Below are 14,990 nucleotides of genomic sequence, written 5' to 3'. Positions count from 1 at the left end.
TCCCGCCGATCCGCCGGATCGAGGGCGCCGGGCGGGACAAGGCGCGTGCTTGCGGTGGATGCCGCCCGTGGTCTGGCGTTGGTCGGGTTGACGGCCATCCACTTCCTGCCCGGTACGGATCAGTCCACCGGTGACCCGACGTGGTCTTGGATCTTGTTCGCCGAGGATTCGGCGGCTTTGCTGGCTCTGTTGGCTGGGGTGGGGCTGGGCCTGTTCTCTGGGGGGCGCACCCCGCCCCGGGGCCAGCGAATGACCGGGGCCCGTGTCGGCGTCGCGGTCCGCGCGCTGTTGATCTTTGTTGTGGGGATGTCCCTCAGGTACCTGATGCCCGCAGACACCTCGGCGGTCAACATTTTGCCCTACTACGGGGTGTTCTTCCTGCTGTCCGTTCCGTTCCTGCACCTTCCTCCCCGGAAGCTGCTGATTGGTGCTGGGGGATTGGCGTTGTTGTCTCCGGTGCTGATCCTGGGCCTGCGGGCGCAGTTGCCTGCCTACACCTCGTCCAATCCCACCTTTGCCGACCTCTTCCTCAGTCCCGCAGCGACGATCGCCCAGTTCCTGATAACGGGCACCTACCCGGCTCTGGCCTATCTGACTTATCTGCTGACCGGGCTGGCGCTGGGGCGCCTGGATCTGCGTCGCTGCCAGGTCCGCACCGGTGTGCTGGTGGCCGGAGTCGGGCTGGCCCTGCTGGCTCGGCTGATCTCCTGGATCCTGCTCCACGTGCTGGGTGGTTACGAGCAATTGAGGCAGGACGTTCCGTCCGGAAGTCGGGAGGAGTTGGAGCGCATCCTCGTCTTCGGCCCGGACACCACGTTCGTGGTGTCCTCGTGGTGGTTGGGGGTCACCACCCCGCACGCCAACACTCCTCTGGCCATCGCCTCGAGCCTGGGAGCAGGTCTAATCGTCCTCGGGTCCTTCCTGCTCCTCACCCCGCGAGCCGGCGCCTGGTTGTTGCCGCTTTCATCGATCGGGGTCATGACCTTGACCTTGTACTCGGCCCAGTTGGTGCTGCCGTCCTTCGGGGTTCATGACGACCGGCCCGTACTGTGGTTCACGATCTATCTCACCGCCGCTGTCGTGTTCGCGCTGATCTGGCAACGCATCTTCGGTCAGGGCCCCCTCGAGCGGCTCGTATCGATGACCGCACGAGGTGCCAGCATCAGAATAGCTTCTGCGCCCCGTTGAGCTTTCCGCCGATGTGCTGCCCGTTGACCGGCACCGACGGGCCCTCGGATCGGCATCGGTATTGGGCCATGTTTCCCGGAAGGGGGCCGAACGTTGTGGATCGAGGACCTCGAACGGCTCGCCAACATCCTGGCCTCGTCCTGATCATCGGCCGGCGCCACATTGACGGCGAGCAAACACCGAAGCAGAACGCCCTACCATCACAGGAGGTGATGGCGGCATGCCCGCCCTGTTTCCCCGGACATAGCGGGGGGCACTGGATAACTTGATGACCTGAGCGGCATTCAACGCGATCGCCAGTGGCAGAATATCAGCGAGAAAGATGCCCAGGGCAGACAGGGGTCCCAGCAACAATCCCCCCGGATCGTATGCTGGGACGCCCTCCGTCGGTGTCAAACGGGTTATGTGGGGCCCGGACCGAAGTCGCACCGACGGTTCAAGAACCAACAGGCTCTTGGGCCTTCTCCCCCCGGAGAGAGCAATGTTGAATCTACAACCATCCACTGCGTGTTCACCCGTTGTTCACCAACAGGGGAGCATCTCGCCCGGTCACAGGCATTTCCCCAAGCATCGACGCCCGCAGGCCCCGTATCGAAACCAGGCGCAGTTCAGCGGGAGCAACTAGTCGAGCAGTATCGCAGGTGGTACTGCTGGGCGTGGATCATCTTCCGCTCCCCGATCCCCTCCTCCAGAATCCACACGACACCATGGGCGGAGTCCACCTGGTCCACGGCGCCCGCATACAGCAGGTTGCCCTCTTCCCACACCTCCATACAGTCACCATGGGTCACCTCGCTCAGATCCTGGATCCACGCCTCGTCACTGTTCACTGGATAGCCCTCCTTTAGATTCCACCCATCAGGCTACTTCCCGTTATATTTGCGTAACATATTTTGGGCGTTCTTCCCACACACTCCCGGCGTATCCCCAGTCAAGCCTTGGTTGCCGACCCCAGACCCGCAGTCGAAACGCTCATGGGGATGCAGTCTCCTGCAGCTGGGGCCCGTGTCCTTTGAACCGCGGCAGATGGATGGGCAGGTTACCGGAAGGGTTTTGCCCGGCGCAGCAGAAGATCTCTACCGTCGGCCATGAGCAGGGCCAAGAACTGCAACCCCGGAAACCCCGATCGCCCCAAAGAAAGGGAACACTCCTCGTGGAACCCAGGATCTCCGTGCTCGCCGACTGCGCCAGGCAACGAAGCTATGAGACTAGGTGTAAGGTCAACGGCCGGTCTCAAGGGCTTACCTTTGACATTCCTCAGGAGCGTTCGTGACTGTGCTTGCCGTCGTCCGACCTGCTGCGGTTGCCTTCGTGACAGGACTCGTTGTCCTGGGCAGTGCTGGGCCGGCCGCAGCCCACCAGGAGTGGTTCGTCCGTGACCCGGGCGCTTATCCGCTCGACGTCGGTGCGTTGCTCCGTCCCGGGGTTCTGATCGGAGCGGCCATCGCCTTGGGGTTGACGCTCCTGTGGCGGGCGGCGGCCGCGCAGCTGCCGGTTCCCGAGCTTTCGATGATCAGGCCGACCCGGCGGCTCGCGGCGCTCGTGCCGTGGACGCCCCGGCTTCTCGCCGTGCACCTCGGGGTCAGTCTGTTCATCCTCGCCTTTGACCGTGCGGTCCTCGACCCGGGCATCCACGTGCCAGACGGTGTGGGTGGCACGCTCCTGATCCTGCCGCAGGCTGTCGTGGGAGGGCTTCTCATCGCCGGTGTTCTCGTGCGTGCGGCAGCCGTCGCTATCATGCTCGCCGGGCCGGTCGTCGTCGTCCTTCACGGTCCGGAGGCGCTCGTCACCCTCGCTGTGCTTGTCGGTATCGCCTTGTTCCTCTTCGTGCTGCCGCCGCGCCTGGAGGATGGGGGACGTGCGGAGATCGATCTCCTAACGCTGCGCCGGGCGACGCTAGGGCTCAAGGTCGGGGCGGGAATTACCCTGATCTCCTTGGCCGTCGTCGAGAAGCTTGCGAACCCGCACATGGCATACGCGATGCTCGACCAGGTGCCGGTTCTTAACGTCCTTGCCTCGTTCGGGGTGAATGCGGACGGCTTTGCGCTGTTTGCCGGGTCCGCGGAGCTTATGTTCGGGTTGCTCATCATCTCCGGGGCGCTGCCCCAGGTCGTCGCCCTCGTCGCGGCCGTCCCGTTCACCGCGACCCTCGCGATCTTCGGGGCGACCGAGCTTCTGGGGCATCTCCCGCTTTACGGCGTCTTACTCACCTTTCTCGTCCTCGGCAGCCGAGAAGACACCTCACGCGTCCTCTCCGGGCTGGGTCAGCGGGGCAGTGCCCGCAGTCGAAAGACCAGCAAGGCCACGGCACCGACGTGAGTGTCTCCATCATCTCGTCGAGCCGAACGCCTGTGTCGGGTTTGCACAGGGTCCATGCGATCCGCGATGCGTTCCCCGCCAGAGGTCAAAAAGGGTTCTGCTCCGACAAACGGGCAGGATGGCAGCGCATTGGCCTAATCTTCCCTCCGAAATTCCTAGAACAGGAACCTATCCCTACATCGTCTTCCGACGTCGCCGCGGTCGCGGCCGTGGCCTGCCACCGGCAACTCAGGGCATCACGGACGGGCTCTTTCGCACCGAGCGATGGTGACGGTCATGAGAGGGTTAAAACATGTCCGAATCTGCTTCCCCGGCTGGCGATCCGCCCAACAACCCCCGTGGCCACCGCCCCTCCTCGTCCGGAGGCTCCGGGGCCGAGATCCTTTACAAGGAGAAGCTCTCCGCGGCTTGGTGGATGTGGTTGCTCGTGCTGCTCACGGGTACCACCACTTTCCTCGCCCTGGCCCCGATCAACCTCTGGGCCGCCGTGGCTGCCACAGCGGTGGCCGCCGTGGGCACCGCTGTGGCGCTCGTGGCCTCCACGACTTCCATCGTCATCACCGGCGATTACCTGCAGGTCGGCCGGGCCCGCATCGAGCGCCGGTTCGTCGGGGAGGCGGAGGCGTTCCGCGGTGACGAGGTGCGTTTGGTGCGCGGGCCCGAGCTCGATGGCAGGGCGTTCATGAACTTCCGGGTTTCCGTGGGCCCGGTGGTGCGCATTCGGATCACCGACCCCGTGGACCCCACTCCCTACTGGCTGACCTCCACCCGCCATCCGGAGCGCATCGTCGAGATGCTTTCTGCTGGCTGAGTCTGACACCCGTCACGAGATGGACCTTTACGGGTTTCGAAGTGTCCGTCTCATGGCTCGGGTGCGTGGTGGTGCTACCCAGATGGCCCGAGCTTCCGCCGGGGCTAGAACGATAGACCTGGGCTGGTCTCCTAACAGGCCAGTGGTCCCGCGGGGCCCGTGGGCGATGACCTGAACCGGTTTGCCTGGGGTGAGGCCGCAGTCGCGGAACCGGATCAGACGTTGAGGATCGGCATCGGAGAGGCGGATGACCTCGTACCGTCCCGCTTCCACCTCGGTGAGCCGGGCGACCCCTATTGGGCGCCGGATCTGTCCTTTTGCGGTGGGGATCGGGTCACCGTGCGGGTCGGCGCTGGGATGATCCAGTTGGGTGTCGATGCGTTCGATCATGGCCTCGGAGGCGGCGTGTTCGAGGCGGTCGGCCTCGTCGTGAATTTCCTCCCACGGGTAGTCCATGGTGGTGGCCAGGAAGGCCTTCAGGACCCGCGTCCGAGTTATACGGGCAGGTCTCCCGCCACCGGAGCCCGGTGTGGAGCACGAACAGGGTCCCCTCCCGGGTTGCCCGAGCCTTGATCTGCGGCCGCCCACCGGGTCCTCGAGGGGGTGGTTGGTGCGGGATTAAGGGGTGATCAGCTCCCACAGCTGGTTATCGACCATCCACGACTGCGTTCTCGTCATCATGCAGGCATTGTGAACCAGCCGTAGGAGGACCGGCAACGACGGATCAGGTCTTAAGATCAGGTGCAGCGAGGGTGAACATCTGTTGAACGGGTAGCGTACCGGTACGAGGTTTCTACGGATCCGAGAACGGGTGGATGTCAAGGGTGTTCGGCGAGCACGCGCGCATCTGGAATGCGAGGAGTGCCATGTCTGGCCGGATTCTTCAGGCGATCCGACGGGTGGGCGTCGTGGTGGGACGCGGCGTGGTCTACGTCCTGGTCTGGGCGGGGCTCGTGCTGCTCATCGCCGCCGCCGGCATCCGTTTCTTCTGGGGCAAGATCTCCGTGGGCCAGATGCTCCTGAACCTCGTCTCCGTGGAGATTGACGGCGGGGGCGGGCCCATCGTCTGGATCGGCATCCTGGGGGTCGGCGTCGTGCCCCTGCTCATCACCGCCGGGATCGCCCTGCGCCAGCACATCCGGCGCCGGGCGCGCCGCGGTGGCGACGACGTGCGTCCTCGTCGCCCGCAGTGGATCATGCGCGCCGTCTCCGCCGCTGTGGTGGGCGCGGTGGTCGTCGGGGGCGCCACGGCCTTCGCCACCACGGTGGGCGTGGGGGACTACCTCAGGGCGGCGAACTCCGAGTACGACCTCGGCGACTACTACGTGGAGCCGACCGTCACCGGCGACGAGAACGAGCGCAACCTGGTGCTGATCTACCTCGAGTCCGGCGAGGCCGCCCTCGCGGACGACGAGCTCTTCGAGAAGGACGCGTTCGCTCCGCTGGAGGAGGTCACCCGGGCCTCGGACGGCTGGCAGAGCGTGGACGGTCTCCAGCAGTACAGGGGTGGGGGCTGGACCATGGCCGGTCTCGTCTCCACGCAGTGCGGCGTTCCGCTGAAGGGCGTGGGCTCCGCCGCGGGCAGCGGCTCCCTCAACGACCTCGGCGGCGACCTCGGCTCCTATCTGGGAGGAGCCACCTGCCTGGGCGACGTCCTGGACGAGCACGGCTACAGCAACGTCTTCCTGGGCGGCGCCAACGCCTCCTTCGCCGCGAAGGACGTCTTCCTGAGCAGCCACGGCTACTCCGAGGTGAAGGACCTCTCCGACTGGCGCGCCGCCGGCGAATCGGAGGAGAACTTCCGCCGCGACTGGGGTCTGAGCGACGGACGCCTCATGGCCCACGCCAAGGAGAAGATCGACCAGCTGCACGCCGAGGCGGAGAGGAGCGGTCGGCCGTTCAACCTCTCCGTGCTGACGCTGGACACGCACGAGCCGGTGCACGTCTACGACTACTGCACCGTGGACACGCAGAGCGAGGTCACCTCCGTGTTCGCCTGCTCCATGGCCCAGGTGGCCGGATTCGTGGAGCACATGAAGGAGAAGGGCTACCTCGACGACACCGCCGTGGTGATCATGGGCGACCACCTCGCTCCCGAGTCCTTCCGCGAGCAGCTGGCCGACAACGACAGCGACAACGACAGCCGCATTATCTTCAACAGGATCTGGATCCCGGGCGAAGACGGGAACAGCAGGCTGCGCCCCCGCGTGGACCAGCTGAACATGTATCCCACGATCCTGGAGGCCGCCGGCCTGACCCTGCAGGACCGTGAGGCGGGGCTGGGCGTGTCCGCCTTCGCCCCGAAGGTCCCGGAAGGTTCGGCGCAGGCCATGGAGCCGGGTCCCTATGCCGAGCTGCTGGACTCGCTGTCCCCGCGGTTCTACACGGGGGCCTGGGTCGGCGAGGACGTTGCCCGGTAGCGCTGTCCGTTCCCTGCCCGTCGGGGCAGCTCGGCCCACCCGCGCGGTCACGGCCGTGACATCCCGATCTGAGCAGGCGAGCATCCGCGCCTCACCGAGATCCGACGTCGTGCACTGCAACGTGGAGGCCGCGGCGTCAGTCCCGCCCCTTCTGGCCCTGTAGGAGTGGTTAAGCGACGCAGCCTGCCCCGGACGCAACAAGGGGTCCGGGGAACGGGGGCGCCGCAGTGGCGGACGGCACCCCCGCCCGCCCACACCGTAGGAACACAAGCTGGGCATTGCCCGATCGTCACCGGAAACCGTCACCTGGTTGACGCGCATTTCACTGGGTAGAGACGTGTCGCTGTGCTGCCGCCACCGGTTTGAGGAGCTCAGCCTTCGCAGTCGGTGCAGTAGCTGGCGTTACCCGTTTGATGGTCGAGCTGGGAGCGGTGGCGGACCAGAAAACAGGAGACGCAAGTGAACTCATCGGCTTGTTCTGGAATCACGGCCACGATGAGCTCTTCATGGGATAGGTCCGCCCCGGGCAGGTCGATGCCCTCAGCGGTGTCGACGTCCTCAGTGTCGATGACCACGGGCTGGGTGGCGGTGCTACGCTGGGCCTGGAGCGCATCCAGGGACTCGTCGGTCGGCTCGTCCTCGGACCGGGTGCGCGGGGCGTCGTAATCGGTGGCCATGATCTGCTGGATCGGGTGCGCGATCTCACCGCCTGAATCCGGGTCCCTGGCGTGCAGCCTCTACAAAACGAGCGGAACAACCGGGGGCTAATAGACGAGCCCGGATACTTCGGACCCGGTAACCCTGGCGCGGCCTCGACCAGTCCACTGATGGGATCAGGCGCAGCCGAACGGAAAACCGTCAACGATCCCGCTTATGGCCCGGTGACCGGGCTCAGTATCCGTTGGCGGCGAGCCACTCCTGCGCGGCGGCGCCCGGGCTGACCTGGTCGCCGCCGCTGACCTTGCGGTTGAGGTCGATGAGGTCCTGCGTGGTCAGCTGCCCGGACAGCTCGTTGAGGGCGTCCACCGCCTCCTGGGGCAGCCGGTCCGCCGCGGCCAGCGGCAGGACCTGCTGGGCGATGAAGTTGTTCTCCGGGTCCTCCAGCACCACGAGGTCGTTGTCGGCGATCGCAGGGGTGGTCGTGAAGATGTCGGCGACGTCCACGTCACCGTTCAGGAGGGCCTGGACGGTGAGCGGCCCGCCGCCGTCGTTGATCGGCTCGAAGGAGGCCGGCACGCACCCGTAGTTCTCCTCGAGGCCGTCCAGGCCGTAGGCCCGCTCCGCGAACTCGGGCGGCCCGGCGATGACCAGCTCCCCGCACACCTCGGCCATGTCCGCGATGCTCGTCAGCCCGTACTGCTCGGCGGTCTCCGGGGTGACCACCATGGCGTCCTTGTTCTCCGCCGAGGAGGGCTCCAGCACGGTGAGTCCCTCCGGGAGGGCCTCCGGCAGGGCGTCCATGATCTCCTCGGCGGAGCTCGCCGTGGCCTCGGGGTCCGCGAAGAGCAGGAGGTTGCCGGAGTAGTCCGGGACCACGTCCACGGACCCGTCCTGCACCGCGCCCACGTAGGCCTCGCGGGCACCGATGCCCAGGGACGTCTCGGTGTCCACCCCGGTGGACTCGATCGCCCCGGCGTAGAGCTCGGCCACGATCTGGCTCTCCGGGAAGTCCGCGGAGCCCACGGTCACGGTCTCCGAGGACGCGGTCCCGGACCCGTCCTCCCCGGCGAGGGGGTCCCCGCCTCCTCCGCAGGCGGTCAGGCCCAGCAGCAGGGCGGCGCCCAGGGCGGGTGCGGTGGTGCGGCGGCGGAGCACGGCAGCGGTGGTCATGGGAGTTCTCCTGTCGATCAGTGCGGGTGTGCAAGTGTGTTCAGTAGGTGAAGAGCAGTGTGCGGATGATAGCGAAATATGCAATTCCGGTCAGCGGGTGGGCTCTGTCCACCGACGATGTGGAAGATCTGGTGGGGTCGCCACAGACCTGGGTTCGGGACCTGGGTGACGGACATCTCATCGGTAGCGGACCGGGGTGCAACGTGTTGGGCTGTGGCCCTCCTCCAGCCGTCGGGAACGGCCGGGCTCACTGTTCGGCGGGGTGGGCCGGTTCCTCGCCGGGGGCGGCCTCGACGTGCTCGGGTCCCGCGGCCACGTCCCGGACCGTGTGGCCGCCGAACTGGTTGCGCATCGCCGCGATCATCTTCATCGCCGGGGACTCGTCCTGGCGGGAGGTGAAACGGGCGAAGAGGGCGTTGGAGATGTTGGGCACCGGCACCGCGAGGTCCAGGGCGGCCTCGACCGTCCACCGGCCCTCCCCGGAGTCCTGGGCGTAGCCCCGCAGCCGGTCCAGGTGTTCGTCCTCGTTGAGCGCGTTCACCGCCAGGTCCAGCAGCCAGGACTTGATCACCGATCCCTCGCGCCAGGAGTTGAAGGTCTCCCGCACCGAGCCGACGTGACCGGCGGCCTCGAGCAGTTCCCACCCCTCGGCGTAGGCCTGCATGATCGCGTACTCGATGCCGTTGTGGACCATCTTCGCGAAGTGACCGGCGCCGTGCTCACCGGCGTGGACGAAGCCGAACTCGCCCGCGGGTTTGAGCGAGTCGAAGATCGGCTGCGCCTTGGCCACCGTCTCCTCGTCCCCGCCGACCATGAGGGCATAGCCCTGGGTGATGCCCCACACGCCGCCGGAGACCCCGCAGTCCAGGTACTCGATGCCCCGGCCCGCCAGTCTCTCGGCGCGGGGAGCGTCGTGCACCCACCGGGAGTTGCCGCCGTCGATGATCACGTCCCCTTCGCCCAGCACACCGGCCAGCTCCTCGATCACGATGTCGACCACCGTGTCCGGCACCATGATCCACACCACCCGGGGCGTGCTGCCGATCCGCTCCACCATGGCGGCGAGGCTCTCGGCGTCGGAGAGATCGGAGTCGGTGTCGAAGCCGATCACCGTGTGTCCGGCCTCGCGCAGTCGCTCGCGCATGTTGCCGCCCATCTTGCCCAGTCCTACGAGTCCCATCTGCATGGTGGCCTCCATCGTCGGTCGTACATTGTCCAGATGGGCGCCAGCTGGTTCGGTTCCGCGACGGGTAGGAACCGTGCACGAGCGGCCACCTTCCGCCAGGGACGGTTTCTCGGATACCCATGCCACCCCGGGTCTTCATCACGTTCTCACGGCGCACCCCGTGATGCCACCTGTGTATGGAGGTCTCTACCGTGGCTTCGGCACCCTGTCCGCAGCGTGCCGGGACAGCACCATCGTGTCGCACCCGTCGATGCCGACGGATCTGGCCGTGGAAGCCATATGACTGGCTCATGGTTCATGGCTTGTTGCGGTCGGTCAGGTTGCATGATCGGGTCGCCCTGGTCCAGGTCTGGGGCCGGGGTGAGCGTCAGAATCTGAAGGCAGCATTTCTGGAGGTGCCTACGCCGCCGTGGGTCCGGTGACAGGGTCAACGGTCCTTGCCGTGCCTCTGGGCGCCTGCGGACGTGGCGGCGCTGTGTCAGGAGCGGACGAGGCGGGCGATGGCGTCGGAGGCTTCCTTGATCTTGGCTTCGGCGTCTTCGCCGTCAAGCTGGGCGGCGTCCACGACGCAGTGCTTCAGGTGGTCATCGAGCAGTCCCAGGCCGACGTTGCGCAGCGCGGAGGTCAGGGCCGAGATCTGGGTGAGGATATCGATGCAGTACTGTTCCTCGTCGACCATCCGGTGGATGCCGCGAGCCTGGCCCTCGATCCGCTTGAGGCGGGCCAGATACCGGTCCTTGTCGCTGATGTACCCGTGCGTGGTGTGGCACTCGGTGTCGGGGGTGGCGGTGGTCTCTGGGACAGGGGTGGCGTCCATGGTGGTGTCATCGTCTTTCGGTCGATTTCGTGTGGACCGGCGGCCCTGGGCCAGCTGTGGAGTTGGCCCAGGGCCGCCGGCTCACGGGGTGCTGGGTGGGATCAGGCCGCCACGTACTTGGCGGGGTTGGCGTCGAAGGCCGGGCCGCAACCGGCGCAGCAGAGCCAGTATCGCTGGCCCTGGTAGTCGCGGACGAGCCCTGCGGCCTCGGCATCGGCCTTGACGACCTGGTTGCCGGGCATCACCGGGCACTCGGCGACCTCATAGTTGGAGGCACCGGCCAGGCGGCCGTCGGCGAGTCCATGGTGATGACCGTGCTCGTCGTGGTGGTCGTGGTGGCACATGAGGGTGTTCCTTTCAATCGGTGGGGTGGTTCAGGCGTCGATCGGCTGTCGCGCCCTCGGGCGTGGGGTCGCCGATGACGGCTGGGGGTCCACCGCCTGGCTGGTGAAGGAGCGCAGGCGGAGGCTGTTGCTGACCACGAAGACGGACGAGAAGGCCATCGCGGCCCCGGCGAGCATGGGGTTGAGCAGTCCGAAGGCGGCCAGGGGGATAGCAGCTGTGTTGTAGGCGAAGGCCCAGAACAGGTTCGTCTTGATCGTCCTCAGCGTGCGTCGGGAGAGTCGGATCGCGTCCGCGGCAGCCCGCAGATCCCCGCGCACCAGCGTGATGTCGGCGGCCTCGATGGCGACATCGGTGCCGGTGCCCATGGCCAGGCCAAGATCGGCCTGGGCCAGGGCGGGAGCGTCGTTGACGCCGTCACCGACCATCGCCACGGTCTTGCCCTGCTCCTGGAGCTTCGCGACGACGTCGACCTTGTCCTTGGGAAGCACCTCGGCGATGACCTCCTCGATGCCGACCTCTGCGGCGACCTGGGCGGCCACGGCCTGGTTGTCACCGGTGAGCAGCACCGGGGTCAGGCCCAGCTCCTTGAACTGGGCAATGGCCTGGGCGCTGGTGGGCTTGACCTCATCGGCGACCACGAGGACGCCGCGCGCCTGTCCGTCCCAGCCGACCGCCACAGCGGTTTTGCCCTGGGCCTCAGCGGCCTGCTTGGCCTGGCGCAGATCGTCGTCGAGGTACTGGGCCCACTCGGCCAGCAGGGCCTCACGACCGACCAGCACGGCGTGTCCATCGACGACGCCCTGGACCCCGCGGCCTTCGACGTTCTCGAAGGACTCCGGTGTGGGCAGGTCTCCCACCTCCGCGGTGGCACCGGTGGCGATGGCCTGGGCGATGGGGTGCTCGGAGGCGTTCTCCAAGGCACCGGCCAGACGCAGCAGCTCGGCCCGGTCCACACCGGGGGCGGGGATCGCATCGGCGAGGGTCATCTTGCCGGTGGTGACGGTGCCGGTCTTGTCCAGCACGATCGTGTCGATCCGCCGGGTGGACTCCAGCACCTCGGGTCCCTTGATGAGCACGCCCATCTGCGCGCCGCGTCCGGTGCCGACCAGCAGCGCGGTGGGGGTGGCCAGGCCCAGGGCGCAGGGGCAGGCGATGATCAGCACCGCTACCGCGGCAGTGAAGCCTGCCGAGAGGGGGAACCCGGCGCCGATCCACGCACCGAGGGTGGCCACGGCGATCGCGATGGCGATGGGCACGAAGACGGCTGAGACCCGGTCGGCCAGACGCTGGATCTCAGCCTTTCCTGACTGGGCGTCCTCGACCAGCTGGGCCATCTGCGCCAACTGCGTATCCGAACCGACCCTCGTGGCGGCCACGACGAGCCGGCCGCCGGCGTTGACGGTGGCACCGGTGACCGCGTCCCCCTCGGCGACCTCGACCGGTACCGACTCACCGGTGAGCATGGAGGCGTCGATAGCGCTCGTGCCGGAGACGATGACGCCATCGGTGGCGATCTTCTCCCCGGGCCGCACGAGGAACTCATCACCCACGGCCAGGTCCTCGATGGGGATGCGCTGCTCGCGCCCCTCATGCAGGACGGCGACTTCCTTCGCCCCGAGCTCCAGCAGGGCGCGAAGGGCCGCCCCGGCCCGGCGCTTGGAGCGCTTCTCGAAGTAGCGGCCGAGCAGGATGAAGGTGATCACGCCCGCGGCAACCTCGAGATAGATGTTCCCCGCCCCGTCGGAGGGGGAGATGGTCAGCTCGAAGGCGTGCACCATCCCGGGCTGACCGGCAGTGCCGAAGAACAGGGCGTAGAGCGACCACAAGAACGCCGCAGTGGTACCCACCGACACCAGGGTGTCCATGGTCGCCGCGCCATGGCGCAGGTTCAGCCACGCGGCCCGGTGGAAGGGCCACCCGGCCCACACGATCACCGGGGCGGTCATCGCCAGGGACAGCCACTGCCAGTAGGTGAACTGCAGCGCGGGGATCATCGCCATCGCGATGACCGGCACCGAGAGAACTGCCGCCCCGACCAGGCGCTGCCGCAGCGTGCGCAGCTCCGAGTCCTCGACTGTCGCGCCCTCGTTCGTTGCCTCACCCGGGTCGACCTGCGGAGGTGCTGGTAGCGCTGCGGTGTAACCGGTCTTCCCCACCTCGGCGATCAGGTCCTGCGGGTCGTACCCTGCCGGGGCACTGATGCGGGCCTTCTCGGTGGCGTAGTTGACGGTGGCGGTGACCCCGTCGAGCTTATTGAGCTTGCGCTCGATCCGGTTGGCGCACGAGGCGCAGGTCATCCCACCGATCTCGAGCTCGACGTCGGTGCCCAGCGCCTGCGGCGGGGCCGAGGATGCAGACATGCGGTGCTTCTTTCTCTTGATATGGACGCAACCGGCCCGGCCGCGACTCTCTCAGCGATAGGTCGAAGGCGGGTCAGTGCTCGCCGTGGTCGTCGGCTGCGGTGTCAGCGGAGGAACTGGTGGTGTCGGTGGACCCGGTGATGTCGAGGGCGAACTGGGCGGTGTGAACCTGCCCGTCGACCTGGAAGTCGAAGTAGAGGTAGTACCGGCCCGGGGTCGGGGCCGTGGTGGCGAAGTCGACTTCGGGCCCGGAGACCTCACCGGCGACCGGCTCAGCACCTTCGGGGTGGACGTGCAGGTAGGCCAGGTCCCCGGCGCGCAACGCGACCAGGTGCCCGTAGGCACCCAGGTAGGGTTCCAGGGCGGTAACCGGCTGCCCGTCACGGGTCACATTCACACTCAGCTGCGACTGAGACCCGGCCGACAGGTCACCTTCCAGGGTTACTTGGTAACCGTCGACCTCGTCGGTGACGGCCACCTCCGGTGCGGCCGGATTGAAGGCCCCAGCCACGTCCACGGTGCGGGTCAACGTCAGGTTCTCCCCGACCCCGGCCGGCACGACATCGGCGTAGACTCGGTAGGTGCCGGCAGTCTCCCACTGCCACGGCAGCGACCAGCGCCCGGTGGCGTCCATCACTGGGTGCACGTGACGGAACCCGGTGCCATCGGTGCGCACCACGATCAGGTGCAGGTCCTTCTCGTGGGAAGTCTCGAACTCAGTCACCGGGACCCCGTCGGGGCCGGTGATCGTCAACGACAGCTCCCCGGCGTCCCCGGTGGTCCCTGGCGCGGTGACCTCCTGGAGGAGGTAGCCGTTCTGCTCCATGCTCACCCCTTGGGGGGTGAGCCCTGCATGGCTGCCAGTGGTGGTCTCGACCGGGTTCTGGCCGCTGTCGGTGTGCTGGGTCAGCTGGGTTCCTTCTGCCTGCTGTGTCCAAGCCGACACTGTCGCCTCCGGCACTACGGCCCCGGCCGCAGCGAAGGCCCCGGTGAACACCACCGCCAGTCCCGCCGCGTAGGCCCCCAGTCGTGCGGCGGCGTTCACGCCGACCGCGCTGCCTGGTAGCCGGCCTCCTCGACCGCGGCGATGACCGCCGCCTCGTCCACCGGCTCGGCGCTGGTGACGGTGAGTTGGCCGCTCTGGTGGCTGACCTGAACACCGGTCACGCCCGCGACCTCCTGGACCTCCTCGCGCACGGACATCTCGCAGTGCCCGCAGGTCATCCCGGTCACCTGGAACTGAGTGGTCGTCATGGTCTCGTCCTTTCCGATAGGTTACCCCCGAGGGGTATCTGTATAAATACAGATTTACCCCCTGGGGGTACAGGTGTCAAGTGGTTCCGGAGGGGGAAGGCGGTGGTAGGTCGGGTGCGAGGCGGTATGGTCGCGGCAGATTCCGTCGCGCTCTATCCAGCCGCTCCTGCGCGGGTGGACACCGCTTGGGCCTGGTCCCGGGTGCTTTCCGGTGCCACGGAAGGACGGTGCGGACCTCCACGCCCGGGCCGTTCATTTCAGGAATAGGGGTCAGCGTTCCATCCAAGATGTGGTGTCACCAGTAGTTGAGGCGCGACGGTGCTTCCCGTGCTCAGGTGAGCCCCCGATAGTGGTGTAGCGCGGTGGCCCTGCTCGTCGTTGCCGACGAGAGCGCGGCCACCGTGAGATCTTTCGAGTTCACCTCTCACAGCACCCTCGAAAGGACATCATCACGATGACC

Annotated in this window: 14 protein-coding genes; 4 read left to right on the top strand and 10 right to left on the bottom strand. The window is 67.1% G+C overall.

Annotated features, from left to right (window positions below):
- The first annotated feature begins 45 nt into the window (after positions 1-45).
- The gene (locus Q0817_RS12530; RefSeq protein WP_298588056.1) at positions 46-1,188 is read left to right on the top strand and encodes a heparan-alpha-glucosaminide N-acetyltransferase domain-containing protein; all 1,143 of its coding nucleotides are present in this window, start codon (positions 46-48) and stop codon (positions 1,186-1,188) included.
- A 608-nt stretch (positions 1,189-1,796) separates the two neighbouring features.
- Here Q0817_RS12530 and Q0817_RS12525 read toward each other — a convergent pair.
- On the bottom strand, positions 1,797-2,018 hold the full coding sequence (locus tag Q0817_RS12525; protein WP_298588054.1) for a hypothetical protein: 222 nt from the start codon (positions 2,016-2,018) through the stop codon (positions 1,797-1,799).
- Positions 2,019-2,457: 439 nt separating this feature from the next.
- Between Q0817_RS12525 and Q0817_RS12520 the strand changes: the two genes are divergently transcribed.
- Positions 2,458-3,507, top strand: coding sequence for a hypothetical protein (locus Q0817_RS12520; RefSeq protein WP_298588052.1), 1,050 nt, complete (start codon positions 2,458-2,460; stop codon positions 3,505-3,507).
- 292 nt (positions 3,508-3,799) lie between these two features.
- Complete coding sequence (locus Q0817_RS12515) at positions 3,800-4,318, top strand: DUF3093 domain-containing protein (RefSeq protein ID WP_298588050.1); 519 nt, start codon at positions 3,800-3,802, stop codon at positions 4,316-4,318.
- 27 nt (positions 4,319-4,345) lie between these two features.
- Here Q0817_RS12515 and Q0817_RS12510 read toward each other — a convergent pair whose 3' ends face one another.
- Complete coding sequence (locus Q0817_RS12510) at positions 4,346-4,906, bottom strand: metal-dependent transcriptional regulator (protein ID WP_298588047.1); 561 nt, start codon at positions 4,904-4,906, stop codon at positions 4,346-4,348.
- Between the two features lie 278 nt (positions 4,907-5,184).
- Here Q0817_RS12510 and Q0817_RS12505 point away from each other — a divergent pair, with 278 nt between their 5' ends.
- Positions 5,185-6,738 carry an LTA synthase family protein gene (locus Q0817_RS12505; RefSeq protein WP_298588046.1) on the top strand — a complete coding sequence of 518 codons (1,554 nt, stop codon included), beginning with the start codon at positions 5,185-5,187 and terminating at the stop codon, positions 6,736-6,738.
- 371 nt (positions 6,739-7,109) lie between these two features.
- Here Q0817_RS12505 and Q0817_RS12500 read toward each other — a convergent pair whose 3' ends face one another.
- The 8 genes from Q0817_RS12500 to Q0817_RS12465 all read right to left on the bottom strand — a co-directional run bounded on the left by Q0817_RS12500 (position 7,110) and on the right by Q0817_RS12465 (position 14,530).
- The gene (locus Q0817_RS12500; protein ID WP_298588044.1) at positions 7,110-7,415 is read right to left on the bottom strand and encodes a DUF4193 domain-containing protein; all 306 of its coding nucleotides are present in this window, start codon (positions 7,413-7,415) and stop codon (positions 7,110-7,112) included.
- 214 nt (positions 7,416-7,629) lie between these two features.
- Entirely contained in the window at positions 7,630-8,568 is a 939-nt protein-coding gene (locus Q0817_RS12495; protein WP_298588042.1) for an ABC transporter substrate-binding protein, read from the bottom strand.
- 247 nt (positions 8,569-8,815) lie between these two features.
- Positions 8,816-9,754 carry a phosphogluconate dehydrogenase (NAD(+)-dependent, decarboxylating) gene (gene gnd, locus Q0817_RS12490; RefSeq protein WP_298588040.1) on the bottom strand — a complete coding sequence of 313 codons (939 nt, stop codon included), beginning with the start codon at positions 9,752-9,754 and terminating at the stop codon, positions 8,816-8,818.
- A gap of 478 nt (positions 9,755-10,232) precedes the next feature.
- Positions 10,233-10,571: a metal-sensitive transcriptional regulator gene (locus Q0817_RS12485; protein WP_298588038.1), complete on the bottom strand. Its 339-nt coding sequence runs from the start codon at positions 10,569-10,571 to the stop codon at positions 10,233-10,235.
- Positions 10,572-10,672: 101 nt separating this feature from the next.
- Positions 10,673-10,915: a hypothetical protein gene (locus Q0817_RS12480; RefSeq protein ID WP_298588036.1), complete on the bottom strand. Its 243-nt coding sequence runs from the start codon at positions 10,913-10,915 to the stop codon at positions 10,673-10,675.
- Positions 10,916-10,945: 30 nt separating this feature from the next.
- Positions 10,946-13,276 carry a cation-translocating P-type ATPase gene (locus Q0817_RS12475; protein WP_298588034.1) on the bottom strand — a complete coding sequence of 777 codons (2,331 nt, stop codon included), beginning with the start codon at positions 13,274-13,276 and terminating at the stop codon, positions 10,946-10,948.
- Between the two features lie 73 nt (positions 13,277-13,349).
- Positions 13,350-14,321 (bottom strand): heavy-metal-associated domain-containing protein, encoded by a 972-nt coding sequence (locus tag Q0817_RS12470; RefSeq protein WP_298588025.1) that lies wholly within the window; start codon positions 14,319-14,321, stop codon positions 13,350-13,352.
- Positions 14,318-14,530 (bottom strand): heavy-metal-associated domain-containing protein, encoded by a 213-nt coding sequence (locus tag Q0817_RS12465; protein WP_277551888.1) that lies wholly within the window; start codon positions 14,528-14,530, stop codon positions 14,318-14,320. The genes Q0817_RS12470 and Q0817_RS12465 overlap by 4 nt, the downstream gene beginning before the upstream one ends.
- Positions 14,531-14,990: the final 460 nt, after the last annotated feature.

Source organism: uncultured Kocuria sp. (assembly GCF_947500125.1).
In the GTDB taxonomy this organism is placed as follows: domain Bacteria; phylum Actinomycetota; class Actinomycetes; order Actinomycetales; family Micrococcaceae; genus Kocuria.
The sequence above is the reverse complement of the archived record's forward strand: the minus strand, read 5'-3'. Positions and strand labels throughout refer to the sequence as shown.